This window comes from Microbacterium sp. WCS2018Hpa-9, assembly GCF_031843745.1.
Classification (GTDB): domain Bacteria; phylum Actinomycetota; class Actinomycetes; order Actinomycetales; family Microbacteriaceae; genus Microbacterium.
This window is the reverse complement of sequence record NZ_JAVTIY010000011.1, coordinates 55601-80628: the sequence shown is the minus strand read 5'-3', so window position 1 is coordinate 80628 and position 25028 is coordinate 55601. Positions and strand designations below refer to the sequence as shown.

At 68.4% G+C, this 25028-nt stretch carries 22 protein-coding genes; 14 read left to right on the top strand and 8 right to left on the bottom strand.

Annotated elements, in window-relative coordinates:
- The first annotated feature begins 7 nt into the window (after window positions 1-7).
- The 7 genes from RQG82_RS18745 to RQG82_RS18715 all read left to right on the top strand — a co-directional run bounded on the left by RQG82_RS18745 (window position 8) and on the right by RQG82_RS18715 (window position 7201).
- On the top strand, window positions 8-1204 hold the full coding sequence (locus RQG82_RS18745; protein ID WP_311260308.1) for an ADP-dependent glucokinase/phosphofructokinase: 1197 nt from the start codon (window positions 8-10) through the stop codon (window positions 1202-1204).
- Window positions 1201-2178, top strand: coding sequence for a carbohydrate kinase (locus tag RQG82_RS18740; RefSeq protein WP_311260307.1), 978 nt, complete (start codon window positions 1201-1203; stop codon window positions 2176-2178). The genes RQG82_RS18745 and RQG82_RS18740 overlap by 4 nt, the downstream gene beginning before the upstream one ends.
- 41 nt (window positions 2179-2219) lie before the next feature.
- Window positions 2220-2690 (top strand): DUF3817 domain-containing protein, encoded by a 471-nt coding sequence (locus tag RQG82_RS18735; RefSeq protein WP_311260306.1) that lies wholly within the window; start codon window positions 2220-2222, stop codon window positions 2688-2690.
- Window positions 2687-4273: a glutamine-hydrolyzing GMP synthase gene (gene guaA, locus RQG82_RS18730; protein WP_056508382.1), complete on the top strand. Its 1587-nt coding sequence runs from the start codon at window positions 2687-2689 to the stop codon at window positions 4271-4273. Before RQG82_RS18735 ends, guaA begins: the two co-directional genes overlap by 4 nt.
- A gap of 154 nt (window positions 4274-4427) precedes the next feature.
- A complete protein-coding gene (locus tag RQG82_RS18725) occupies window positions 4428-5366 on the top strand; it encodes an L-lactate dehydrogenase (RefSeq protein ID WP_311260305.1) in 939 nt (312 codons plus the stop codon).
- Window positions 5367-5481: 115 nt separating this feature from the next.
- Window positions 5482-5910: a YciI family protein gene (locus tag RQG82_RS18720; protein WP_311260304.1), complete on the top strand. Its 429-nt coding sequence runs from the start codon at window positions 5482-5484 to the stop codon at window positions 5908-5910.
- 1 nt (window position 5911) lies between these two features.
- Complete coding sequence (locus RQG82_RS18715) at window positions 5912-7201, top strand: RNA polymerase sigma factor (protein WP_311260303.1); 1290 nt, start codon at window positions 5912-5914, stop codon at window positions 7199-7201.
- A 79-nt stretch (window positions 7202-7280) separates the two neighbouring features.
- On the opposite strand, the gene RQG82_RS18710 is transcribed toward RQG82_RS18715, so the two are convergent.
- Both RQG82_RS18710 and RQG82_RS18705 read right to left on the bottom strand, forming a co-directional pair.
- A complete protein-coding gene (locus RQG82_RS18710) occupies window positions 7281-7553 on the bottom strand; it encodes a GlsB/YeaQ/YmgE family stress response membrane protein (RefSeq protein ID WP_042539239.1) in 273 nt (90 codons plus the stop codon).
- A 160-nt stretch (window positions 7554-7713) separates the two neighbouring features.
- Entirely contained in the window at window positions 7714-8640 is a 927-nt protein-coding gene (locus RQG82_RS18705) for a Bax inhibitor-1/YccA family protein (protein WP_311260302.1), read from the bottom strand.
- A gap of 87 nt (window positions 8641-8727) precedes the next feature.
- On the opposite strand from RQG82_RS18705, the gene RQG82_RS18700 reads away from it, so the two are divergent.
- Window positions 8728-9714 (top strand): glycerophosphodiester phosphodiesterase family protein, encoded by a 987-nt coding sequence (locus tag RQG82_RS18700; protein WP_311260301.1) that lies wholly within the window; start codon window positions 8728-8730, stop codon window positions 9712-9714.
- A 24-nt stretch (window positions 9715-9738) separates the two neighbouring features.
- Here the strand turns inward: RQG82_RS18700 and RQG82_RS18695 are convergent, their stop codons facing one another.
- Both RQG82_RS18695 and RQG82_RS18690 read right to left on the bottom strand, forming a co-directional pair.
- Entirely contained in the window at window positions 9739-10200 is a 462-nt protein-coding gene (locus RQG82_RS18695; protein WP_311260300.1) for a hemerythrin domain-containing protein, read from the bottom strand.
- A gap of 29 nt (window positions 10201-10229) precedes the next feature.
- Window positions 10230-10625 (bottom strand): YccF domain-containing protein, encoded by a 396-nt coding sequence (locus RQG82_RS18690; RefSeq protein WP_311260299.1) that lies wholly within the window; start codon window positions 10623-10625, stop codon window positions 10230-10232.
- A gap of 167 nt (window positions 10626-10792) precedes the next feature.
- On the opposite strand from RQG82_RS18690, the gene RQG82_RS18685 reads away from it, so the two are divergent.
- The 4 genes from RQG82_RS18685 (at window position 10793) to ligD (ending at window position 18481) form a co-directional block, all read left to right on the top strand.
- Entirely contained in the window at window positions 10793-13627 is a 2835-nt protein-coding gene (locus RQG82_RS18685; protein ID WP_311260298.1) for a lamin tail domain-containing protein, read from the top strand.
- A 156-nt stretch (window positions 13628-13783) separates the two neighbouring features.
- A complete protein-coding gene (locus RQG82_RS18680; RefSeq protein WP_311260297.1) occupies window positions 13784-16237 on the top strand; it encodes a UvrD-helicase domain-containing protein in 2454 nt (817 codons plus the stop codon).
- A gap of 26 nt (window positions 16238-16263) precedes the next feature.
- Window positions 16264-17388 (top strand): SseB family protein, encoded by a 1125-nt coding sequence (locus RQG82_RS18675; protein ID WP_311260296.1) that lies wholly within the window; start codon window positions 16264-16266, stop codon window positions 17386-17388.
- 40 nt (window positions 17389-17428) lie between these two features.
- Window positions 17429-18481 carry a non-homologous end-joining DNA ligase gene (gene ligD / locus RQG82_RS18670; RefSeq protein WP_311260295.1) on the top strand — a complete coding sequence of 351 codons (1053 nt, stop codon included), beginning with the start codon at window positions 17429-17431 and terminating at the stop codon, window positions 18479-18481.
- A 3-nt stretch (window positions 18482-18484) separates the two neighbouring features.
- Here the strand turns inward: ligD and RQG82_RS18665 are convergent, their stop codons facing one another.
- Both RQG82_RS18665 and RQG82_RS18660 read right to left on the bottom strand, forming a co-directional pair.
- Entirely contained in the window at window positions 18485-19528 is a 1044-nt protein-coding gene (locus RQG82_RS18665; RefSeq protein ID WP_311260294.1) for an ATP-dependent DNA ligase, read from the bottom strand.
- Between the two features lie 52 nt (window positions 19529-19580).
- Entirely contained in the window at window positions 19581-21032 is a 1452-nt protein-coding gene (locus tag RQG82_RS18660; RefSeq protein ID WP_311260293.1) for an NAD(P)/FAD-dependent oxidoreductase, read from the bottom strand.
- 41 nt (window positions 21033-21073) lie between these two features.
- Here RQG82_RS18660 and RQG82_RS18655 point away from each other — a divergent pair, with 41 nt between their 5' ends.
- Window positions 21074-21559: a hypothetical protein gene (locus tag RQG82_RS18655; protein ID WP_140036409.1), complete on the top strand. Its 486-nt coding sequence runs from the start codon at window positions 21074-21076 to the stop codon at window positions 21557-21559.
- A gap of 48 nt (window positions 21560-21607) precedes the next feature.
- Here the strand turns inward: RQG82_RS18655 and RQG82_RS18650 are convergent, their stop codons facing one another.
- Together RQG82_RS18650 and RQG82_RS18645 are read right to left on the bottom strand one after the other, a co-directional pair.
- Window positions 21608-22843 carry an acyl-CoA dehydrogenase family protein gene (locus RQG82_RS18650; protein ID WP_311260292.1) on the bottom strand — a complete coding sequence of 412 codons (1236 nt, stop codon included), beginning with the start codon at window positions 22841-22843 and terminating at the stop codon, window positions 21608-21610.
- Between the two features lie 79 nt (window positions 22844-22922).
- Window positions 22923-23585 (bottom strand): TetR family transcriptional regulator, encoded by a 663-nt coding sequence (locus RQG82_RS18645; RefSeq protein WP_311260291.1) that lies wholly within the window; start codon window positions 23583-23585, stop codon window positions 22923-22925.
- A 268-nt stretch (window positions 23586-23853) separates the two neighbouring features.
- Between RQG82_RS18645 and sucC the strand changes: the two genes are divergently transcribed.
- Window positions 23854-25020 (top strand): ADP-forming succinate--CoA ligase subunit beta, encoded by a 1167-nt coding sequence (sucC, locus tag RQG82_RS18640; protein ID WP_311260290.1) that lies wholly within the window; start codon window positions 23854-23856, stop codon window positions 25018-25020.
- Window positions 25021-25028 lie beyond the last annotated feature (8 nt).

The following is a 25028-nucleotide window of genomic DNA, read 5'->3' as shown; positions in this document are numbered from 1 at the left end:
CGGCGACGTGGACAGAACGCTCGTACTCGGACTCGGCGGCACCGTCGACTACGAGCTCACGTGGGATTCGTCGGTGTTCGACAGGCTCGCGCACGCGCACGGTGTGCGCCGGCATGAGCTGACGACCACGTCGCCGATCACCGACGAACGCTCGCTGCTGGTGGCGGTGCTCGCGTTCGTCGCCTCGGGAACAGGGGCGGAGCGCTTCGTCGCCTCGTCCGAGGTGATCGAGGCGTTCGTGTCGCACTTCGCGCACACGATCACGCTCGGGGGCACCGGGGTGCGCGCGGGGCTCGTGCTCGACGCTCTCGGCATCCCGAGTGTCCAGCACCTGGTGAGTATCGACGACAACGTGCGCCGGCTGCTTCCGGAGTCGATCTCGTACATCTGCTCGGCCACCGAAGACACCCTCGATCCGCACCTCATCGTGCAGTACCCGGTGGGGGCCGCAGTGCGGCTCACCGACGGAGACGTGGTCTCGCCCGCCCCCAACCGCCTGATCTTCGCCAACGACCCGCCGAACCGGCGCATGGCGATGGCTGCCGACCTCGCCGACGCGCTCGCGGACGCGGGGGTGTTCCTCGTCTCGGGGTTCAACACGATGCAGGATCACGATCTGCTCGAGCTCCGGCTCACCGAGGTGCGGCGGGCGATGCAGCGCCTGCCCGATGACGCCCTCGTCTACTACGAGGACGCGGGCTTCTACACTCGGAGCTTCGCCGAGACGGTCAGGGCTCGCCTGCTGCCGCAGATCGACGTCTACGGCATGAACGAGGACGAACTGCAGGAGTACGTCGGCCGGTCGGTGAATCTGCTCGATGAGTCAGACGTCATCCGCGCTCTCCACGAAGCGCAGATGATCATCCCCGCACGTGCGCTCGTCCTGCACACGTGCTACTGGGCGATCGCCACAGGGCCGGATGCCGGTCGGCACCGCGCCGCCCTCGACAGCGCCGTGCGTGTCGCCGCCACCCGCTACCGCGTGGGCGACGGCCTGACCGCGCGCGACGTTGAGGAGACCTCCGCCCTCAGTCGCCACGGGGGAGGGGAGGCGCTCGTCGCCGCCGTCGAGGGTGCGCTGCCGGATGCCGTGGGCGTCGCGGCGTTCTCGCTCGACGTCGCAGCTCCGACTACGGTCGGCCTCGGAGACACGTTCGTCGGGGGATTCCTCGCCGGAGCCGTGGGATCGAAGGAGACCGTGTGAATCCGATCCTGCTGTCGTCGAACCGACCCGCCGAGCGCTTCTACCGCGGTGGAGCGCGCATCAGCGACTTCCGGGGAGAGGGGGCCTCCGCGCCCCGCGAACCCGAGGACTGGATCGCGTCAACGACCACGGTCAACGGCGAGGCGCTCGTCGGACTCACCAGACTCCCCGACGGACGACTTCTGCGAGAGGCGGTCGCCGACGACCCGGCCGCGTGGTTGGGCGAGCGCCACGTCGCACGGTGGGGCGCCGACACCCGCCTGCTGGTCAAGCTCCTCGACGCCGGGCAGCGCTTGCCGGTGCACGCGCACCCGCATGACGACTTCGCGGCGACGCATCTCGGCACCGCGCACGGCAAGGCGGAGGCCTGGTACATCCTGCAGGGCGGCACGGTGCACGTCGGACTGCGCGACGACGTCGAGGTCGACGCGCTCGCCGACCTCGTCGACCGGCAGGACTCGGCGGCTCTGCTCGACCTGCTGCACGCGGTGCAGGTGCACCCCGGCGACGTCGTCTGGGTGCCGCCGGGTGAGCTGCACGCCATCGGCGCCGGCATCCTGCTCCTCGAACTGCAGCAGCCCGAGGATCTCTCGATCCTCCTCGAGTGGCACGGCTACGCGATCGACGGCGCCACGGTCGGCCACCTCGGTCTGGGTTTCGAGGTCGCGCTCGCCGCGGTGAACCGGAGGGGCCGGTCGCGCAGTGACCTCGAGTCGCTGATCGGCACCGCGCCGGCATCCGGCTCGGTCTTCCCGCGCGCCGCCGACGAGTACTTCCGACTCGAGCGTGTTCCCGTCGACGGCCCGACGGTCATCGACCAGGGCTTCTCGATCATGATCGTGAGCGGCGGCGACGTCGTGATCGACGGCGTCGAGCATCATGCGGGCGCCACACTCGTCGTTCCGCACGCGGCCGGAGCGCTCGACGCGACCGGCGCCGGTGAGCTGCTCGTGGCACGCCCGCCGACCCCCTGACGCCGGAATCGACGCGGATTCCGCCCGGGTAGACTGGAGTCATGCCCGAACCGAAAGTCGCCAGCTTTCCGGCGATCCGTGGTGCGCTGAAGTTCTACCAGATCGCGTCGATCATCACCGGAGTCATGCTGCTCCTGCTGGTCGCCGAGATGGTGCTGAAGTACACGCCGATCCGACTCGAGCTCTTCGCAGGGGGATCCGGCGGTCTGCTGTGGTTCGCACCCGTGGTCGAGGGGCCTGAAGGCCTCGAATCGACCGGCGACGGACTCAACATCTCGCTCTTCATCCTCGTCGCGCACGGCTGGTTCTACGTCGTCTACCTCTTCGCGTGCTTCCGGATGTGGAGCCTCATGCGCTGGCCGTTCCTGCGCTTCATCCTGCTCGCGCTCGGCGGCGTGATCCCGCTGCTGTCGTTCTTCATGGAGGCCATCGTCGCCCGCGACGTCAAGGCCTACCTCGCTTCGAGGGAGGCCGCCTCGGCCCCCGCCCCTGCCACGGAAGGTGTCCGGTGACCGAACAGTCCGAGACCCAGCAGCGCCCCACGCTCGTCGTCGACTTCGGCGCGCAGTACGCGCAGCTGATCGCCCGTCGGGTGCGTGAGGCCGGCGTCTACAGCGAGATCGTGCCGCACACCGCCACGGCCGCCGAGATCGCCGAGAAGAACCCCGTCGCGATCATCCTCTCGGGTGGTCCGTCGTCGGTCTACGAGGAGGGTGCTCCGCGCCTCGACCCCGCTGTGTTCGAGCTCGGCGTGCCCACACTGGGCATCTGCTACGGCTTCCAGTACATGGCGCAGACCCTCGGCGGCGAGGTCGCGAACACGGGTCTCCGCGAGTACGGCGCGACGGATGCCGTCATCTCGGGCGACGGCGGCACGCTGCTCGGCGGCCAGCCTGCCGAGCAGAACGTGTGGATGAGCCACGGCGACCAGGTCGCCAAGGCGCCCGAGGGCTTCGACGTGCTCGCCACGACCGACGCCACCAAGGTCGCGGCGTTCGCGAACGAGGAGCGCGGCTTCTACGGCGTGCAGTGGCACCCCGAGGTCAAGCACTCCGACCACGGCCAGCGCGTGATCGAGAACTTCCTGCACAAGGGCGCGGGTCTCGCGTCCGACTGGAACAGCGGCAACGTGATCGCCGAGCAGGTCGAGCGCATCCGCGAGCAGGTCGGTGACGCGCGAGTCATCTCGGCGCTCTCCGGTGGCGTCGACTCGGCGGTCTCGACGGCGCTCGTGCACAAGGCGATCGGCGACCAGCTGACCGCGGTCTTCGTCGACCACGGCCTCCTGCGCAAGGGCGAGCGCGAGCAGGTCGAGAAGGACTACGTCGAGTCCACCGGCGTCCGTCTGATCACGGTCGACGCGGCAGACGTCTTCCTCGGTCACCTCGCGGGCGTCACCGACCCCGAAGAGAAGCGCAAGATCATCGGTCGCGAGTTCATCCGCGCCTTCGAGAAGGTGCAGCTCGACCTCGTCGCCGAGGCGAAGGCCTCGGGCGGCGCCCCGGTCAAGTTCCTCGTGCAGGGCACGCTGTACCCCGACGTGGTCGAGTCCGGTGGCGGTGCGGGCACGGCCAACATCAAGTCGCACCACAACGTCGGCGGGCTGCCCGACGACCTCGACTTCGAGCTCATCGAGCCGCTGCGCGCCCTGTTCAAGGACGAGGTGCGCGCGATCGGCCGCGAGCTCGGCATCCCCGAGGCGATCGTCGGCCGCCAGCCGTTCCCCGGACCCGGCCTCGGCATCCGCATCATCGGCGAGGTCACGCAGGATCGTCTCGAGATCCTGCGCGAGGCCGACGCGATCGCGCGTGAAGAGCTCACCAAGGCCGGTCTCGACCAGGACATCTGGCAGTGCCCCGTCGTGCTCCTCGCCGATGTGCGCTCGGTGGGTGTGCAGGGCGACGGCCGCACCTACGGTCACCCGATCGTGCTGCGTCCTGTGTCGAGCGAAGACGCCATGACGGCCGACTGGACGCGTCTGCCCTACGACGTGCTGTCGAAGATCTCGAACCGCATCACCAACGGCGTCCGCGACGTCAACCGCGTCGTGCTCGATGTGACGTCGAAGCCGCCGGGAACCATCGAGTGGGAGTGACGAAGGAGCTCCCACTCGCATAGGCACTGCGTGGCACTTGACCGCGCCAGCGGGCGAGTGGGAGTGAGCGTTCTGCTCCCACTCCGGTGACGTCGAACGGGCACGGACCATCACGGTCCGTGCCCGTTCGCGGTATTTCGGGCAGGATGAGCGTATGACCAAGGCGCGGACGAAGATCACGGTTATCGGTGCGGGCAGCGTGGGGGTGAGCGTGGCCTATGCCGCGTTGATCCGGGGGAGTGCGGCCGAGGTCGCGCTCTACGACATCGCCACCGACAAGGTGGATGCCGAGGTGCTCGACCTCGCGCACGGCACGCAGTTCACGTCGGCGGCGGTGAGCGGCGGCTCCGATCTCGCCGTCGTCGAGGGCAGCGACGTGATCGTGGTGACCGCGGGGGCGAAGCAGCAACCAGGGCAGACCCGTATGGAGCTCTCGGGCATCAATGCGCGGCTGCTCGAGACGCTGATGCCGCAGCTCGTCGAGCGCGCTCCCGACGCGGTGTTCATCATCGTCACGAACCCGGCCGATGTGATGACGGTCGTGGCGCAGCGGGTCTCGGGGCTTCCGCCCCACCGGGTGTTCGGCTCCGGCACGGTGCTCGACACCTCGCGTCTTCGCTGGCGCCTCGCGCAGCGGGCGAATGTGAACACCGCGAGCGTGCACGCCGACATCGTGGGCGAGCACGGCGACACCGAGTTCCCCCTGTGGTCGAACGCGACGATCGGGTCGGTTCCGATCCTCGACTGGCCGGTCGACGAGCGCTTCACGGTCGAGGAGCTCGATCGGATCGCGGTCGAGGTCCGCGACGCGGCCTATGCCGTCATCCGCGGCAAGGGAGCGACGAACCTCGCCATCGGGGTGAGCTGCGCCCGCATCGCCGAGGCAGTGCTGCACGACGAGCGTGCCGTCCTTCCGGTGGCGACCGTGCTCGACGGGGAGTACGGCATCCACGGAGTGGCACTGTCGGTGCCGTCGGTCGTGGGCGCGGCCGGCGCCGTTCCGCTGGCCGAGACGCCGATGAGCGACCACGAGGAAGCCCTTCTGCAGGCCTCGGCCGACGCGATCCGCGTGGCGATCGAGGACCTGGGCTGATCTGTCTCGAGAGATTCTCGAAGATCTTTCGACACCGGTGTCGATCTGAGGCATCCTCGTTCGACGTCTTCAATGAGAGGGTCGAGAGGCGGCCCCACCCACCAAGGAGAACACCATGAAGTACATGCTGATCATGCGCTCGAACGACGATGCGGTCGAGGCCTACAAGGAGATGCCGTTCGAGCAGGTCATCGAGGCCATGGGCAAGTACAACGAGTCGATGATCAAAGCCGGCGTGCTGGCCGCCGGCGAGGGCCTCAGCGACGCCGCCGAGGGATTCGTCGTCGACTTCAGCGCCGAGACCCCGCTGATCACCGACGGCCCCTACGGAGAGACGAAGGAGCTGTTCAACGGCTTCTGGATCCTCGAGGTGTCCAGCCGTGAAGAGGCGGCGGAGTGGGCGAGCCGGGCACCGCTCGGAGCGGGGTCGTTCCTCGAGGTGCGACGCGTGACCGACGAGTCCGACTTCCCCTCCGACAACGAGTGGATCGAGAAGGAGAAGGGCTGGCGCGAAGAGGAAGAGGCGCGTCGCGCCCAGCAGTGAGATGACCGACACACCTCACCGCGAGACGGCTCGCTCCGCACCTGACGAGGGTGCGCGGCGGGCCATCGCCGCCGTGTGGCGCATCGAGTCGGCGAAGATCGTCGCGACGCTCACGCGCGTGGTGGGGGATTTCGGCCTCGCAGAGGACCTCGCGCAGGAGGCCCTGCTGGATGCCCTGCAGCAGTGGCCCGTCGACGGCGTGCCTCGCAACGGGGCGGCCTGGCTCACGGCGGTCGCGAAGCGCAAGGCGATCGACGGCTGGCGCCGACGTGAACGGCTCGACGACCGCATGGCTGTGCTCGCCCACGACCTCGAGCGGGAGCAGTCCGAGGCGGCAGACGCACCCCCGTGGGACCCGGATGCCGTCGACGACGACGTGCTCCGGCTGATCTTCATCTCGTGCCACCCGGTGCTCTCGCGCGAGGCTCAGGTGGCGCTGACCCTGCGCGTCGTGGGCGGCCTGTCGAGTGAGGAGATCGCACGGGCCTTCCTCGTGCCGACGGCGACCGTGCAGCAGCGCATCGTGCGGGCCAAGAAGACCCTCGCCGCCGCGAATGTGCCCTTCGAGATGCCGCCTCGTGAAGAGCACACGGCGCGGCTGGGAGCGATCCTGGGCGTGCTGTATCTGATCTTCAACGAGGGCCACGCGGCCAGCAGCGGACCGGACTGGATGCGTCCTGAGCTGAGTCTCGAGGCGATCAGGCTCGCACGCGTGCTGGCGGCTCTCATGCCGCGCGAGCGTGACGCGCACAGCCTCGTCGCCCTCATGGAGCTGACCGCCGCGCGATTCCCCGCCCGGGTGGATGCGAACGGTGACCCTGTGCTGCTCGCCGATCAGGACCGTCGTCGCTGGGATCGCGGTCGCATCGCCCGCGGGCGTGCGTCGCTGGGTGCTGCAGATGCCCTCGGCACAGGTCGTGGCCCCTACGGTCTTCAGGCGGCCATCGCCGAATGCCATGCGGTCGCGGCATCGATCGACGAGACCGACTGGGACCGCATCGTGGTGCTGTACGAGGCGCTCGGCCGCATCGCTCCGTCGCCCGTGGTCGAGCTCAATCGGGCGGCGGCCGTGGCGATGGCGACGGGGCCGGCATCCGCCCTGCAGATCATCGACCGGCTCGCATCCTCGGGTGTCCTCGCCGGATACCACCTTCTTCCCGCCACGCGGGCGGAGCTGCTGCTGCGGCTTGGGCGTGACGACGAGGCTCGCAGCGAGTTCGCCGTGGCGGCGTCGCTCGCGGGCAACGACCGAGAGCGTGCGCTGCTGCAGGCCAAGGCCGACGAGCGCTGAGCGTCGCCGCCCGCACACAGAGAACCGCCCTCTTCTCCAGCGAGGCTGGCGAAGAGGGCGGTTCCGGTACTGCGGTGTGTCAGCTGCGGGCCTTGCTGCCGCGGTTGACGACCAGGCCGTAGATCAGCAGCACGATGATCGAGCCGCCGATGGCGAGGAGCCAGGTGCCGAGGTCCCAGAACTCAGTCAGAGGACGGTTCAGGATCAGGCTGCCGAGCCATCCGCCGAGGAATGCCCCGACGACGCCGAGCAGCAGGGTGATGAGCCATCCGCCGCCCTGCTTGCCGGGCAGGATCAGCTTTGCGATGGCGCCAGCGATGAGGCCGAGAAGAAGAAATCCGAGAAAGCTCATGTCAGCTCCTATGTATCGTGAGCCCCGGGGTGCCAGGGCTCGTAGGATCCATCGTGCCCTCTCAGCTGATTATCAGCCAACCCCTTGCGCTGAGGCCTCCAGGTATGCGAAGAGGCCCGCCTCCCAGGGGGAGGCGGGCCTCACGGCGAAGCGATTCGCGTCAGTTGCTGCCGCGGACGATCGCGATCATGCGCAGGATCTCGACGTAGAGCCAGACGACCGTGACCATGATGCCGAAGGCGCCGAGCCAGCCGTACTTGCGGGGGGCGCCGTTGCGCACGCCCTGCTGGATCTGGTCGAAGTCGAGCACCAGCGAGTAGGCGGCCATGATGACGACGAGGACACCGATGATCAGGCCGAGCGGGATGCCCATGATCTCAGCGCTGTAGAGACCGAAGGCCTGGCCCTGGGGCAGCACGCCCGTCCACATCAGGACGAGGTTGAGCAGCGAGAAGACCAGGTAGCCGACCATGGCGATCATGAAGATCTTGGTGGCCTTCTTCGACGCGCGGATCTTGCCGCTCGCGAAGAGCGCCAGCGTCACGCCGACGACCGAGACGGTGGCGAGCGTCGCCTGGATGACGATGCCGGGCCAGATGACCTCGAAGAACGCCGAGATGCCACCGATGAAGAGGCCCTCGAACGCCGCGTAGGCGAAGATCAGCGCGGGGCGGACCTTCTTGCGAGACGTGAACGAGATCACCATGGCGAGGACGAAGCCGCCGAGCGCACCGACGATCCAGGGCAGCATGTTCGGCTGGAACTGGTCGTAGGGGTTCTGCTCAGGGGCGACGACGCCGCCGAGCGTCACGAACCAGCCGACGGCGGCGGTGACGAGCAGGATGGCGAAGAGTCCGGCGGTCTTCCAGACGGTGTCCTCGACGGACATGCGGTCGGTCTCGATCGCGCCGGCGGGGGGAGCGGCGTACATGCCCTCCAGCTGGGCGTTGGCGGCGGCATCCATCGCTCCGTGCTGGAGCGACGCGGCCTGCGCACCCTGAGCGCCCTGCGGCGCACCCGGGTAGGTCGCGACGTTGCGCGGATCCTGCTGCTGGAACGCCGGGTTGTTGAAGGCGAAGTTGCTCATGTGGGCCTCACTCCAAAGTGGGTTGTAGGTCGCTTTCCTCCACGATACCCGGAATCCCGGGTCATCAGGGTGTCCTACGCTGAGAGCGTGCCCAGGAAATCGCCTCTCGTGATCGGGCACCGCGGTGCGCCCGGTTACCGTCCGGAACACAGTCGTTCGTCATACGAACTGGCACTCGCGATGGGGGTGGATGCGGTCGAACCCGACGTCGTCGCCACGAAGGACGGCGTGCTCGTCGTGCGGCATGAGAACGAGATCTCGGGCACCACCGACATCGCCGAGCACCCCGAGTTCGCCGACCGCAAGACGACCAAGCGCGTCGACGGCCAGGCGCTGACGGGCTGGTTCACCGAGGACTTCACGTGGGAGGAGCTCTCGACGCTGCGCAGCCGCGAACGACTGCCCGAGGTGCGGTTGTCGAGTGCGACCTTCAACGGCTCGCAGGCCATTCTGCGGCTCACCGACGTGCTCGACATCGTGCGCGACGGGTCGGTCGAGCACGGGCGCGAGATCGGCGTCGTGCTCGAGGTCAAGCACGCCACGTACTTCGCGGGCATCGGCCTCGATCTCGCGCCGCTGATCGAGCGCGACCTGCGTGATGCCGGGTGGGCAGACGGCGAGCTTCCGCTGATCATCGAATGCTTCGAGTCGACGATCCTGGGCGAGCTCAAGGCGCGGGGCGTCGCCGCCTCGTACATCTACCTGATCGAGGCCTCGGGGCGCCCCTACGACCTTCTGGTCGCGCAGGGCAAGCAGGCGCTGACCTACAAGGCCACGGTCACCCCGCAGGGCCTCGACGGACTGGTCGGTCAGGTCGATGGCATCAGCGTGAACAAGCGGATGCTGCTCGCCGCCGGCAACTCGATCGTCGCCGACGCCCATGCCCGAGGACTCAAGGTCTTCACATGGACGTGCCGACCCGAGAACGCGTTCCTCTCGGCGGAGTTCCGCGGTGCGGGCGGCAAGAGCGCCTACGGCGACTACGAGGCGGAGTGGGGCGCGATCGCCCGCACGGGGGTCGACGGGGTGTTCGTCGACCACCCCGATCTCGGCGTCAGGTTCTTCCGCGACTGACGGTCGGGTCGACGGACGGTCGGGTCAGAGCGGGCCCAGCACGTCCGGCACAGGTCGATCGAGATGCAGCGCCCGCAGCGGCGCGAGGATCTCCCGCTCCTCGAAGCGGAAGTGCGACTCCATGATCGCCCCGATCCCGTCGAGGTGGCGCTCGATCGCGTCGGCGCTCTCGCCGCCTTCGACGGCTGCGCGCAGGCTGCCGAGCAGGTGGGCGAGCATCGAATGATCCTGCATGAGCTTGTCGATGACCTCGCCCAGTTCGGGGTGCTCGATGCGGAGCGCGGGGAACAGCGCCCGGTCCTCGCTCCGGTGATGCCCGTCGAGGGCGGAGCAGAAGCCGATGCAGAACAGCGCGAGCTCGCGCGCGGCATCCGGCGCAGCTGAATCGTTGTCGAGCGCCGTCCGAGTGGCCTCGAGGGCCGCGCGGAGTCGGGTGTGGGCCTGGCGGAGTTCTTCATCCCAGGCGATCAGGCGATCGGCATCCATCCCGGCCAGTCTAGAACCGGCGTCGGGTGTCAGAGTGTGCGGTCGAAGGCACCGCTGCGAGACACGATCTCCTTGCCGAGCGGCATCAGCGAGACGGGCACCATCTTGAAGTCGGCGATGCCCATCGGGATGCCGATGATCGTGATGCACAGGGCGAGGCCCGAGACGATGTGGCCGATCGCCAGCCACCAGCCCGCGAGGATCACCCAGAGCACGTTTCCGATGAACGAGCCGACTCCGGAGGTCGGCTTGCTGACGATCTCACGTCCGAACGGCCAGATCGCGTAGCGGGCGATGCGGAACGAGGCGATCGCCCAGGGGATCGTCACGATCGGGATGCACAGCAGGATGCCCGCCAGCATGTAGCCGAGGAAGAGACCGAGTCCGGCGAAGATCAGCCAGATGATGTTGAGGATCGTGCGCACCGCCTGATTGTCGCATCGGCGCCTGGGTGTCCGCCGGTGCGTGGCCGCGCCCCGGTCGATGGCGAACCGCCACCGGTCGTTCACCATCCGTGCACCTGCGGGTCGTCGGGCGGCCATGCGGCATCGCTGATGTGGAGTCATACCCCTCTGATTCCCCCAGGAGCCCCATGTCCCGCCTGCAATCCGCGGCTGCGGTCACGACGGTCTGCGCGCTCAGCGCAGCCGCTCTGCTCGCCGTGCCCCTCGCCGCCACCGGAGCCGAACTCGGCATCCGGATCAACGAAGTCGAATCCAGCGGGGGTGTTCCCGGAGACTGGATCGAGTTCGTCAACACCTCCGACGCGGTCGTCAATCTGAGCGGCTTCGTCGTCAAGGACAACGGTGACGACGAGTCGTATGTGTTCCCCGACGGATCGCTCGTCGAACCCGGCGCCCACCTCGTGCTCGATGAGGCAGGCGCCGGCGTGGACGGCTTCACCTTCGGTCTCGGAAAGGACGACCAGGTTCGTCTGTTCGACCAGAGCGCGACGCTCGTCGACGAGACCGCCTGGACGGCACACGCCGCTGTCACGTGGGGTGCCCGTGAGGTCGCAGGCACGGTCGAGTGGGCGGAGACCACCGAGTCCACGAAGGGCGCGGCCAACGTATTCGCTCCGGAGGCACCTCTCGAGGGGTCGATCGTCATCAACGAGGTCGATTCGCAGCCCGCGGACTGGGTCGAGTTCTACAACTCCGGTGACGCCGCACTCGACATCTCGGGGTACGAGATCCGCGACAACTCCGACGATCACCGCTGGCAGTTCCTGCCGGGAACCGAGATCGCTGCAGGCGGATTCCTCGTGGTCGAGGAGGGCACGATCGGCCTCGTCGACGGCGTCGAGACCGCGTTCCGCGACCCGATCGGGATCGGCAGCGCCGATCGCATCCGACTGTTCGACGCCGCCGGCGCGATGATCGACGACACCCTTCCCTGGGAGGGGCACGCCGCGATCGACGGCGACTCCGCCGCGGCGACTCTCGCACGCTGCCCTGACGGCGAGGGCGCCTTCGTGCTGGCCCACCCGACCATGGGCGGCGCGAACTCGTGCGTGATGCCCGATGTGGTCGTCAACGAGATCGAGTCCAACGGTGACGCGACCGACTGGGTCGAGGTCGTGAACTCCGGCAGCACGGCGGTCGACCTCTCCGGCTGGACGATCATGGACGGCGATCCGGTCGGCCACGCCGCTGAGACGACTCCGCTGCCTGCGGGAACCGTCCTCGACCCGGGTGCGTACTTCGTCTTCGACCAGCCGAAGGACTTCGTCTTCGGCCTGGGCAACGGCGACACTGTCACCGTGCGCGACGCGAACCTCAACGTCGTCGATGAGCACGTGTACGACGCGCACGCGGAAGGCGTGCTCGCCCGCTGCGCAGACGGCAGCGGAGACTTCATCGACATCGCCGTCTCGACCAAGGGGCAGCGCAACGCGTGCGGCAACGCGGTGCGCATCAACGAGGTCGAGTCCGACGGCGGCTCGCCGGGTGACTGGGTCGAGTTCGTCAACCCGACGGCATCCGACCTCGATGTCTCCGGCATCGTCGTGAAGGACGATGACGACACGCACTCCTACGCGATCCCGGCCGGCACCACGATCGGTGCGGGCGGATACCTCGTCGTCGAGGGTGCCGACCTCGGCTTCGGTCTGGGCGACGGCGACACCGTGCGCCTGTTCGACGGCGGTCTGCTCATCGACTCGACCACCTGGGGTGCAGGGCACGCCGCGACCACCTGGGGGCGCTGCCCCGATGTGACGGGAACGTTCGCCGTCACCGCGGAGAGCACCAAGGGCGAGGCCAACACCTGTGCAGGAGAGATCGAGGTCTCGCCGTGGCCCGGCTCTGCCGAGGTCCGGGTGCTCGACACCGCGCCGAACTTCCTCGAGGACAGCTCGGGGCTCGACGTGCAGGAGACCGCCGACGGATCGTTCCTCTGGGCCGTCGACAACGGCGAGGGACGCATCTGGAAGCTCGAGGCCCATGCCGACGGCTCCTTCTCGCAGATCCCCGGCTGGGAGTCGGGCAAGCGCGTTCGGTTCCAGAAGGATGCCTCGGACCCGGGTGCCGCAGGCCCCGACACCGAGGGCATCACCGTCGACGGCGACGGGGCGGTCTACGTCGCCTCGGAGCGCGACAACGGTGCCAAGGGCGTGAACCAGAACACCGTCCTCAAGGTCGACCCCGAGGCGTCCGCCGGTGACCTCGTCGCCCAGCAGGAGTGGGATCTGACCGCGCTGCTTCCGGCGGTGGGAGCGAACCTCGGCATGGAGGCGGTGCAGTGGGTGCCCGACACTGCGCTCGACGGCGTGCTCTTCGACGACAACACCGGAGCGGCTTATGACTCGACCGACTATGCCGGTCACGGCGACGGTCTCTTCTTCGTGGCCGTCGAGGACAACGGTCACGTCTACGCGTTCGCGCTCGGTGCCGACGGTCAGGCGACTCTGGTCTCGGAGATCGCACCGGGTCTGGCCGGCGTCATGGCGCTCGACTACGACAGCGTGCTCGGCGTGCTGTGGGCGGTCTGCGATGACGGCTGCGAGGGGCAGTCGGCGCAGATCACCCTGAACGGCACGGCTCAGCCCGGCCTCGCGCACTTCGCCCGACCCGTCGGCATGCCGGACATCAACAACGAGGGATTCGCGACGGCTCCGGCCTCGCTGTCGGTCGACGGTGAGCGTCCGGTCTGGTGGTTCGCCGATGGCTTCGCATCGGAGGCGCTGCGCGTCGGCACCCTCCCCGGCGTGACCGGGGAGAACCCGGGGGAGAACCCGGGCGAGAGCCCGGGGGAGAACCCCGGCGAGAACCCGGGCGCGAACCCGGGCGAGGACCCCGACGACGCCACAGACCCGAGCGGGCTCGCCGCGACCGGCTCCGAAGTGCCCGTCGCGATGATCGCACTGGCGCTGATGCTCGTCATCGCCGGCGCGCTGGTCGCTCGCCGACGTCGTCACTCGGCCTGATACGACGCATCGACACGAAGACGGCCTGGTGCATGATGACTCGTGCACCAGGCCGTCTTCGTGCGCGCTGCCGTCGAGCGCGTTCTGCGCCTCGTCGTCGCCGCGGACTCTCCACCCGACGGCAGTGTCGGTGGCGCGGCCTAGACTCGTAGAGCCATGACCGAAGCCCCCCTCATCGTCCCCGGATCCGTCGGCCCCCGCTCCACCGGAGCACAGGGACAGGACGACCTCCTCGCCGGCCTCAACCCGCAGCAGCTCGAGGCGGTGACCTATCGCGGCCCCGCGCTGCTGATCGTGGCGGGCGCCGGTTCGGGCAAGACCAGCGTGCTCACCCGCCGCATCGCGTCGCTCCTGAGGGCGCGAGAGGCCTGGCCCAGCCAGATCCTCGCGATCACCTTCACCAACAAGGCGGCCGGTGAGATGCGCGAGCGCGTCGAGGCGATCGTCGGCGACGCCGCCCGGGGCATGTGGATCTCGACCTTCCACTCCGCCTGCGTGCGCATCCTGCGTCGAGAGGCCCAGCAGTTCGGGTTCACCAAGTCGTTCACGATCTATGATTCGGGCGACTCGCGCGCGCTCATCAAGCGTCTGGTCAAGCAGCACGAGGCCGACGCATACGGGCTCACCCCCGGAGCCGTGCAGTCGCGCATCTCGAAGCTCAAGAACGAGCTGTCAGACGCCGACGCCTATGCGCGCCAGGCCAACATGAGCGACCCCGCCGAGCGGATCTTCGTCGAGCTGTTCGCCGACTACCAGCGGCAGCTGCAGAAGGCGAACGCGTTCGACTTCGACGACCTCATCGGGCAGACCGTCCATCTGTTCCGGGCGTTCCCGCAGGTCGCCGACACCTACCGCCGTCGCTTCCGTCACGTGCTCGTCGACGAGTATCAGGACACGAACCACGCCCAGTACGCGCTCATCCACGAGCTGACACGGCCTGTGACGGGCGAGAGCCCAGACCCGTATGCCTCCAACGGCATGATGATCTTCGAACCCGAGACCACTCCCGAGCTCGAAGGAGCCTCGCTCACCGTGGTGGGTGACTCCGACCAGTCGATCTACGCCTTCCGCGGCGCCGACATCCGCAACATCAGCGAGTTCGAGCGCGACTTCCCCGGCGCCCGCGTCGTGCTGCTCGAGCAGAACTATCGGTCGACTCAGAACATCCTCTCCGCGGCGAATGCCGTGATCGGCAACAACTTCGACCGCAAAGACAAGAAGCTCTGGAGCGACAAGGGCGACGGCGACATGATCGTCGGCTTCACCGGGTACTCGCAGCACGACGAGGCGCAGTTCGTGGCCGACGAGGTCGAGGTGTTGCACCGAGCCGGAATGCCGTACTCCGAGATGGCTGTCTTCTATCGCACGAACTCCCAGTCGCGCGCCCTGGAAGAGATCTTCATCCGCTCGGCCGTGCCTTACAAGATCATGGGCGGCACGAAGTTCTACGAGCGTGCCGAGATCAAAGACGCCCTCGCATATCTGGTCGCCGTCGCGAACCCTGCCGACGAGATGGCGGTGCGACGCATCCTCAACAAGCCGCGCCGCGGCATCGGCGACGTCACCGAGACGGCGATCGCCCGCTTCGCCGAAGACCACGACATCACTTTCCGTCAGGCGCTGTCTGTGCCAGAGCAGCTGGGATTCGGCCCGAAGATCCAGGCCGGCATCGCCCAGCTCGATGCCGTGCTGGCCGAAGCGACCGAGATCATGCTCCCCGCCTCCGGTGAGGTCCCCGCGCCCACGACCGTCGCCGACGGGCTCAGCGTGCTGCTGTCGAAGAGCGGCTACCTCGACGCGCTGCGTGCGAGCCGCGACCCTCAGGACGAGGCGCGCGTCGAGAACCTCGACGAGTTCGTCGCCGTCGCGCGAGACTTCGCACGCAACAATCCCGACGGGACGATCGTCGACTTCCTGACGGAGGTCGCTCTCGTCTCCGATGCCGACGACCTCGACGACGAGTCGGGCTCGGTGTCCCTGATGACGATGCACACCGCGAAGGGGCTCGAGTACGACGCGGTGTTCGTGACCGGCGTCGAAGAGGATCTCATCCCGCACCGCATCTCGGCAGGCGAGCCGGGGGGACCGCAGGAGGAACGTCGACTCTTCTACGTCGGCATCACCCGCGCACGCAAGCGTCTGCACCTGTCGCTGGCGATGACCAGGGCCCAGTTCGGAGAAGTCTCGGTCGCGATGCCCAGCCGATTCCTGCAGGAGATCCCCGCAGGGCTCATCGACTGGCGCCAGTCGCCGGGCGACGTCAACTCCCGCGGTGGCATGCAGTCCCGCGCGCTCAACGCGCGCCGAGGTGGCGGATTCGGCAGCTCCGGTTCTGGTGACCGCTTCGGTGTGAAGCAGCTGCCAGGACGCGACTCGCTCAAGCCCCTGTCGACGGCGATGGACAAGTTCCCCAACCGCGTGACTGCGAAGATGCGTGACAACGGCGACCTCGAACTCGCAGCCGGTGACCGCATCCGCCACTCGGACTTCGGCGAGGGGCGAGTCGACGCGGTGACGGGTGAGGGGGCGAAGCGCATCGCGCACGTGCGTTTCGATTCCGCCGGCCAGAAGAAGCTGTTGATCAAGGTCGCGCCGATCGAGAAGATCTAGCCCGGTGGCGGGTTAGGCTGGCTGATATGGCCCTGTTCTCCCGCCGCAAGAAGTCCGCTGACGATGTCGTCGCCGACCACTCCGAGACCGAGGAGTCTGCAGTCGATGCTGCGGAGGCCGCGGAGGCGCCCTCCGAAGCCACCGAGGTGACGCCCACCATCGGGATCTCCGTGCAGGCGTTCCGCGGTGTCGGAGCGCAGGCGGGACCCGAGGTCGAGCTGCCCGATCCCGACGCGACTCCCGCGGCATCCGCACCGGTTGTCGCGCCTTCGCCCGCGGCGCCGGCACCTGCGCCCGTGGCCGAGCCCGAGCGCAAGCTCCCGCTGGCACCCGCGCTGCCGCCCGAGCAGACCGAGACCGTCGCGGGCATGAAGGACAACGTCCTGCTGCGCGAATCGCTCAAAGAGGTCGAGCAGGGCGCGACCAACGAGCAGCTTCTCGGCGTTCTCCGCCAGGCGCTGCAGGGCCACATGTACATCCGGGTGAACGGCGACGCTCGTGCACAGATCAGCGAGGGCAAGCCCCTCGCGGTCGCGGTCGTGCGCGACGGCGAGCGTCAGTTCATGCTCGCGTTCAGCTCGGCCGCCGCCGTGCGGGATTCCGTGCAGCTCGAGAAGGACCCGACGGCGACCTCGGCCGTCGCGCAACCCGTCACCTCGGTTCTGCAGCAGGTCGTCTCCGGAGATTTCGCCGGCCTCATCGTCGACAACGCCTCCGCTCCGCACCGCGTGGTGTTCCCGACCGAGCTGCTGCAGAAGGCTCTCGAGCAGGCGGATGTCGACATGACCGTCAAGTCGCTCATCGCCGCACCGCGCGAGCAGGACTCCGCCTCCAAGGTCGGCGAGGCGCTCGCGACGAAGCGCATGTGGGTCGCCGTCAACGAAGGCAACCCCGGCGGACAGGTCGGCATCGCCGAGGCGCAGACGCCTGACGGCAAGCGGTTCCTCCAGCTGTTCTCGCACCCGCTCGAGGTGCTCGCGCTCGGACGCGGCGATCGACCGCTGCCGTTCGAGCCGCTGCAGCTGGCGAAGATCCTCTCCAGCCACATCGACATGGCCGGTGTCATCATCGACCCGGCCGGGCCCAGCATCGTGGTCGAGCGCGACGCGCTCACCTCCGTGCTGATCCTGGCGATCGATATCGACGACTGACGGGCTTCCGCGCGTCGCACCCGCCCCCTAGGGTCGGAGCATGGCCTCAGAACGCGTGCCCCTGACCGTCATCGATCCTGACGGGGAGCGCGAGGTCGTGCTCTCCAGCCCGAACAGGGTGGTGTGGCCGAAGGACGGCATCACGAAGGCCGAGCTCGCGGAGTACTTCCAGCTCGTCAGCGCTCCGTTCCTCGAGGCGAACGGCAACCGTCCCGTCTCGCTCGAGCGCTTCCGCGACGGGCTCGGCAGCGATGGCTTCTTCTCGAAGAACCCGCCCAAGGGCACGCCCGACTATGTCGACGCCGTCACGGTGACCTACAACAGCGGGCGACGGCATCCACAGATCGTGCTCAACCGACCGAGCGCGATCGTCTGGGCGGCGCAGATGAACACGATCGTGTTCCACCCCTGGGCGTCCCTCGCCTCCGACCCCGACAACCCGGTCGAGTTGCGGATCGACCTCGATCCGCAACCGGGAACCGCGTTCGCCGATGCGATTCCCGCCGCACACGCGCTGCGGGAGGTGCTCAGCGAGGTCGGTCTCGACGCGTTCGTGAAGACCAGCGGCAACCGCGGGCTGCATGTGTTCGCCCCGATCGAACCGACGCACGAGTTCCTCGACGTGCGGCACGCCGTGATCGCGGCCGGCCGAGAGCTGGAGCGTCGGATGCCCGAGCAGGTGACGATGAGCTGGTGGAAGGAGGAGCGAGGGGAGCGGGTCTTCATCGACTTCAATCAGGCGAACCGAGACCGCACGATGGCCGGGGCCTACAGCCCTCGTGCTCTCCCCGCAGCCACGGTCTCGACTCCTGTGCACTGGGACGAGCTCGATGGCCTCGACCCCGCCGCGTTCACCGTGCGCAGCATCCCGCGTCGACTCGAAGAGGTCGGTGATCCCTGGGGAGGCAAGCAAGACAAGCCCGGGCGCATCGACACGCTGCTGGAGTGGTGGGAGCGCGACCTGGAGGCGGGCCTGGGCGAACTGTCGTTCCCGCCCGAGTTCCCGAAGATGCCGGGGGAGCCGCCGCGAGTGCAGCCCAGCAAGAAGGTCGACGCCAATTGGGATGCGAACGGCGACCCGATCGACGAGTGAGGTTCAGCCGATGACCTCGGCCAGGTCGTATCCGGCCACGGTGTCGAGCTGGTCGTAGGTGCACGAACGGGCATCCCGGTCGGGTCGCCAGCGCTCGAACTGCACGGTATGCCGGAACCGCGAACCCTCGAGCTGGTCGTAGCGCACCTCGAGCACGAGCTCGGGTCGCAGCCGCACGAACGACACGTCCTTCGATCCGCTGAACCGCGAGCGCTCGCCCTCTCCGGTGACGGCATCGCCTGCATCGTCGCGCTCCACCAGCGGGGCGAGCTCGTCGACCAGAGCTGCGCGGCGTGCGTCGCTCCATGCGGCCACGCCGCCGACCTGCCGCAGCGTGCCGTCGGAATCGTAGAGGCCGACGAGCAGCGACCCGACTCCCGATCCGGATTTGTGCACCCGGTATCCGAGCGCGACCACGTCGGCCGTGCGGGCGTGCTTGATCTTGACCAGGGTGCGCTTGCCGGGGGCATACGGCTGATCGAGCGGCTTGGCGACCACGCCGTCGAGGCCAGCGCCCTCGAACTCGGCGAGCCAGCGCACGGCCGCGTCACGATCGCGGGTGGTGCGCGTGATGTGCAGGGGATGCTCGACCTCGGCCATCAGCTTCTCCAGGCGCTCACGCCGCTCGGCGAATGGGGTGCTCAATAGGTCTTCATCGTCGACGGCCAGCAGGTCGAACGCGATGAACATCGCCGGTGTCTCTGCCGCCAGCTTGGCGACCCGCGAGGCTGCGGGGTGGATGCGCTGGCTCAGTGCTTCCCAGTCGAGCCGCTGCGCTCCCGCCGATCCCGTGGCGACGACGATCTCGCCGTCGAGCAGGCACGGGCCGGGCAGCAGCCGGGGGATCGCCTCGACGAGCTCGGGGAAGTACCTGGTCAACGGCTTCGCTCCGCGGGAGCCGATCTCGACAGTCTCGCCGTCCCACGCGATCAGCCCTCGGAATCCGTCCCACTTGGGCTCGAACAGCAGCCCGCTGGTGGTCTTCGCGGGGTCCGGGACGGAGGCTGCCGCCTTCGCCAGCATCGGGGACGGGATCTCGTAGCGCATGGGTCCATCCTGGCGTCGGTGGCGCCGCGGCAGAAGGGTGACTTGGGAGCCGTCAGCCGAACAGATCTCCGAGCGAGACGCGCGTGCCCGCATCCTTCAGCGCCGTTCGGGCAGCGTGCCATCCGGCCATGCCGTTGACCCCTGGCCCCGGCGGGGTCGACGCCGAAGCGAGATACACGCCGTGCATCGGTGTGCGCCAGGGCGCCGTGCCGAGCACCGGTCGGCGCAGCGCCTGCGGAATGGTGAAGGCACCGCCCAGGATGTCGCCGCCGATCTCCGACGGGTTGACCGCCTCGCGCGACGATGCGGGCACCGAGTGGTGGGCGAGGATGAGGTCGCGGAACCCGGGCGCGAACCGCTCGACCTGACGGGTGATGAGCTCTGTGGCGTCGAGGTCGGAGTCCTGCGGCACATGGATGTATGCCCACAGCACAGCCTTGCCCTCGGGCGCTCGGCTCGGATCGAAGACCGACGGCTGCACAGTCAGAACGTACGGCCTGTCGCTGATCCGACCGCGGGCGACGTCGTTCTCACTCTCCCAGATCTCCGCCGCCGATCCGCCGATATGCACGGTGGGCGACTGTGCGACGTCGGTATTCGTCCACGGGATCGGTCCGTCGAGCGCGAAATCGACCTTCGCGGCAGCCGGTCCGTAGCGATAGCCGCGGATCGCCCGCGCATACGACGCGGGGATGTCGGGATGGGTGAGAGTGAGCCGCGGCGACGTGTTCAGCATCAGCAGATCGCCTCGGGCGGGGTCGCCCCAGTCGAGTGACGCGAGGTCGGTGATGTGGGCGCCCGATTCGACGGATCCGCCATGGGCCTCGATGTCGGCGACCATGCTGTCGGCGATGTTCTGCGCGCCGCCTCGCGGGTACATCCATCCCCCGGCGTGCGCCTGCGCGGCCAGCAGCAGCCCGGCGGCGGCGCCCGCGAGGGAGGGGAGGGGAGTGTTCGCGTGCGCCAGGACGCCCGCCATCAGGCCAGCAGCCTCCTCGGTGCGGAAGGCGCGGCGGGCCAGGGGCGTGCCCTGATCGAGCATCCGCAGTGCGAACCTGAGAGCCGTGATCGGCTCGCGCGGAACCCGCAGCATCTGATTGCCGGTGAAGTCGACGACACCCTCGACATGGGTGCTGAGCGGGCGCAGGAGCGACAGCCAGGCGCGCTCGTCGGCGCCGAGCCCCGCCGCGGTGCGCTCGATGTCGCGCCAGGCGATGCCGGCTCTGCCGCCGTCGAGCGGATGCGCGTACGAGATGTCGGGCAGAATCCAGTCGACCCGCTCGGCGAGGCCGAAGGCCTGGAAGAACGGCGACGAGAGGGCGGCCGGATGCACTGCGGCGCAGACATCGTGGCGGAAGCCGGAGAGGGTCGATTCTGCGGTGCGGACCCCGCCGCCGATGGTGTCCGCCGCCTCGAGGACGCGCACCTCGTAGCCGGCGCGGGCGAGGGTCACGGCCGCCGCCAGGCCGTTCGGTCCGGAGCCGATGATCGTCGCGCGTGCCATTCGGCCAGTCTTCCATGCCCGGGCGTGAGATCCTTGAGGAAATGAATGAAGTTCAGGGCCCGACCCCCACAGGCAATTCCCGTCCGTACCGAACCCTCGCGGAGGCGCTCCGTGCGCACCGCATCGCCGAAGAGAACCATGAGTTCATCGCGGCGATCACGGATGCCGTCGGCATCTCGTCCTACATCGACCGAGGCCGCTACATCGAGGCGATCCGCCGCGGCGAGGGCGCCTCGCTGCACATCGGCAAGACCTACACCAACGGCTTCGCCGAAGACGAGGTCGTCGTCGTCGGTTCGACGCCCCTGCGTCTGCGGCCGAGCGAAGGCCGTGCCCCGTACTTCTTCGTGACGCACCCGAGCGAGTTCCGACCGATCGCTCCGGTCAAGGCGAAGCGCACCACGACTCCTCGAGTCGCTGCGGCGCCGAAGGCCGAGCGTGCGACGAAGACGAGCGAGCGCGACTACGGCGTGTGCGATGTCTGCTTCATGGTGAAGACGCCGGCCGGTGGTTGCGGCTGCGACTGACCTCCGCACCTGCGGCGACACGGTGTCGCCGCAGGAGCGACCGCCGGGTCAGGCGAAGGCGCTCATCCCGGTGATGTCGCGTCCGAGCAGCAGCGCCTGCACGCTCTCGGTGCCCTCGTAGGTGTGGATGGCCTCGATGTCGGCCATGTGCTGCATCACGCCGTTCTCGAGCAGGATGCCGTTGCCGCCGAGCAGATCGCGGGCGATGGATGCCACGCGCCGTGCTGCGCGGGTGTTGTGGAACTTCGCCAGTGACGCCTGCGTGGGGCGCAGCTCGCCGGCGGTCTCGAGGTCTGCGAGGCGACGGCAGTAGAGCTGCATCGCGGTGAGGTCCTCGAGCATGTGGGTGAGACGTTCCTGCACCATCTGGAACTTGGCCAGCGGCTTGCCGAACTGGATGCGCTGCGTCGAGTAGGCGAGCGCGGCCTCGTAGCAGGCGGTCGCGTGACCGAGCGCCGACCAGGCGACGCCCGAGCGCGTCGCGTAGAGCACGATCGAGGCGTCCTTGAAGCTCTTCGTCCCCGGCAGCACGGAGTCGAGGGGCACGCGCACGTCGTCGAGCACGATGTGCGCCTGGTGGATGGCTCGCAGCGATGCCTTGCCGCGGATCGGCGTCCCGGTGTATCCGGGGGTGTCCTGTTCGACGAGGAAGCAGCGCACGGCGCCATGCTCGGCCGCGGTCTCGTCGTCGACGCGGGCCCACACGAACGTGATGCCGCCCGAGGCTCCGTTGCCGATCCACTTCTTCGCCCCGCGGATGACCCATTCGTCGCCGTCGCGGCGCGCGACGGTCTCGAGCGAGACCGAGTCCGAGCCGTGGTCGGGCTCGGTGAGGGCGAAGGAGCCGAAGACCGAGCTGTCGGCGAGAGCGGTCAGCCACTTCTCCTGCTGCTCGGGAGAGCCGAAGAGTGCGAGAGTGCGCAGCGCGAGCCCGCCCTGCACGGCGAGCACGGTGCCGAGCGACCCGTCGCCGCGGGAGATCTCCATGTTGACCAGTCCCGCCGCGAGGGGGGAGAGGCGAGTGAGCGACGGATGCTCGATGCCGTCGACGACCAGATCCATCTCACCCATGCGGCGAGCGGCGTCGAGAGGGTACTCCGCGCGGTCCCAGGCATCCGCCATCTGCGGTCCGACCTCGTCGATGTACGCCTTCGCGCGATCCCAGGCGGCTCGATCGGCGTCGGGGATGTCGGCGAAGACGGCGTAGTAGTCGCTGTCCTGTCGTCCGGTGATGTCGTACGACGAGACGCCCTCGCCGGGCAGGGGGGAGGCTGCGGTGCTCATGGTGACTCCTTCGTGACACCAAGTATCGTACTCCTCGATACTCGGTTCCACGACTCCGTTCGGGTGGAGTCGCTCGGGGTCAGTCGAGCTGCGTGCGCAGGCGCCGGGTGACCTCGGCGATCGGCATCGACCGGGGGAACACCGCGACGACGACGTCGTCCGGCGCCTCGGCGGCCGCCTCCGAGGGCACGCCGTAGCGGCGGCGCACGTCGGCGAGGGCCGTCTGCAGCGTCGAGAGCGGCACCTTCTTCTTGCCGCGCAGCAGCTGCCGCAGCACATGGTTGTGCACCGCGGTCACGAGGGCCGAGAATCCGACGGCATCGAGAGGATCGATGCCGGGGAGCGAGCTGCGCAGGTAGTCGTCGAACAGCCGCTCGTAGCGGAACACCGTGATGATCTCGCGTTCACGGAGCACCGGCACCTGGCGAACGATCTGGTAGCGCCGACGCGCGAGCTCCGGGTCGTGCGCGAAGTGGGCGAAGACCGACTCGGATGCCGCGCATACAGCGCCCCAGGGGTCTTCGTGCCCCTCGGCGAGGAACGTCCGCATCTGCTCGAGCAGAACCTCGTGGTCTGCGAAGACGACATCCTCCTTGCCGCCGAACTGGCGGAAGAACGTCGACCGTGAGACCCCTGCGGCCTTCGCGATCTGCTCGACGGAGGTCTGGTCGAAGCCCTGTGATGCGAAGAGCTCGAGTGCAGCGGCCACGACGCCGGTGCGCAGTTCTGCGGATTCGTGCATGGGACGAGCCTAGACCTCGGCATCGAGCGCTGCAGCCGCGGCTGCAGCGCAACACTGCACGTCTGGCGGATGATCTCTCGCACGCTGCATCCTGCGCTCACGCGGGCAGTCGTGACACGCTCCGCTTAACCTGATCTCCATACCGGTATGCGCTCCCGGCGGCCTTTTGTCCGCCGGGAGCGTTCAGTTCGAGGTAGTAGGCTGGGCAACTGGTCGATGTCTCGACATCGAGAGAATTACCAGACAGCAGCCCAGTGAAGGAACCACAGTGGATCTGTACGAGTACCAGGCACGAGACGTTTTCGAAAAGTACGGAGTGCCGGTTCTCGCCGGCATCGTCGCCGACACCCCTGAGGAGGTGAAGGCAGCCGCTGAGAAGATCGGCGGAGTCGTCGTCGTCAAGGCTCAGGTCAAGACCGGTGGTCGCGGCAAGGCCGGCGGCGTCAAGGTCGCGAAGACCCCCGAAGAGGCATACGAGGCGGCCAAGGCCATCCTCGGACTCGACATCAAGGGCCACGTCGTCAAGCGCGTCATGGTCGCGCAGGGTGCGCGCATCGCCGAGGAGTTCTACTTCTCCGTGCTGCTCGACCGTGCCAACCGCTCTTACCTGAGCCTCTGCTCGGTCGAGGGTGGCATGGAGATCGAGGAGCTCGCCGTCGAGCGCCCTGAGGCACTCGCACGCATCGAGGTCAACCCGCTGACCGGCATCGACAAGCAGAAGGCCGTCGAGATCGCCCGCGCCGCCAACTTCCCCGAAGACCTCATCGAGAAGGTCTCCGACGTCTTCGTCAAGCTCTTCGACGTCTACAAGGGCGAGGACGCGACTCTCGTCGAGGTCAACCCGCTGGTCCGCACCGAAGAGGGCGACATCATCGCTCTCGACGGCAAGGTCACGCTCGACGACAACGCGTCCGAGATCCGTCACCCCGAGCACGAAGCGCTCGAAGACAAGGACGCTGCCGACCCGCTCGAGGCCAAGGCCAAGAAGAGCGGTCTGAACTACGTGAAGCTCGACGGCGAGGTCGGAATCATCGGCAACGGTGCAGGACTCGTCATGTCGACGCTCGACGTCGTCGCCTACGCCGGTGAGAACCACAACGGCGTCAAGCCCGCCAACTTCCTCGACATCGGCGGCGGCGCCTCGGCTGAGGTCATGGCCGCAGGCCTCGACGTCATCCTCGGCGACCCGCAGGTCAAGAGCGTGTTCGTGAACGTCTTCGGTGGCATCACGGCGTGCGACGCCGTCGCCAACGGCATCAAGGGCGCTCTCGAGACCCTCGGCAGCGCAGCCTCCAAGCCGCTCGTCGTGCGCCTCGACGGCAACCGCGTCGACGAGGGTCGCGCGATCCTCGCCGAGTACGCGCACCCGCTCGTCACGCTCGCCAGCACCATGGACGAGGGCGCCGACAAGGCCGCCGAACTCGCCAACGCCTGATCGCAGAG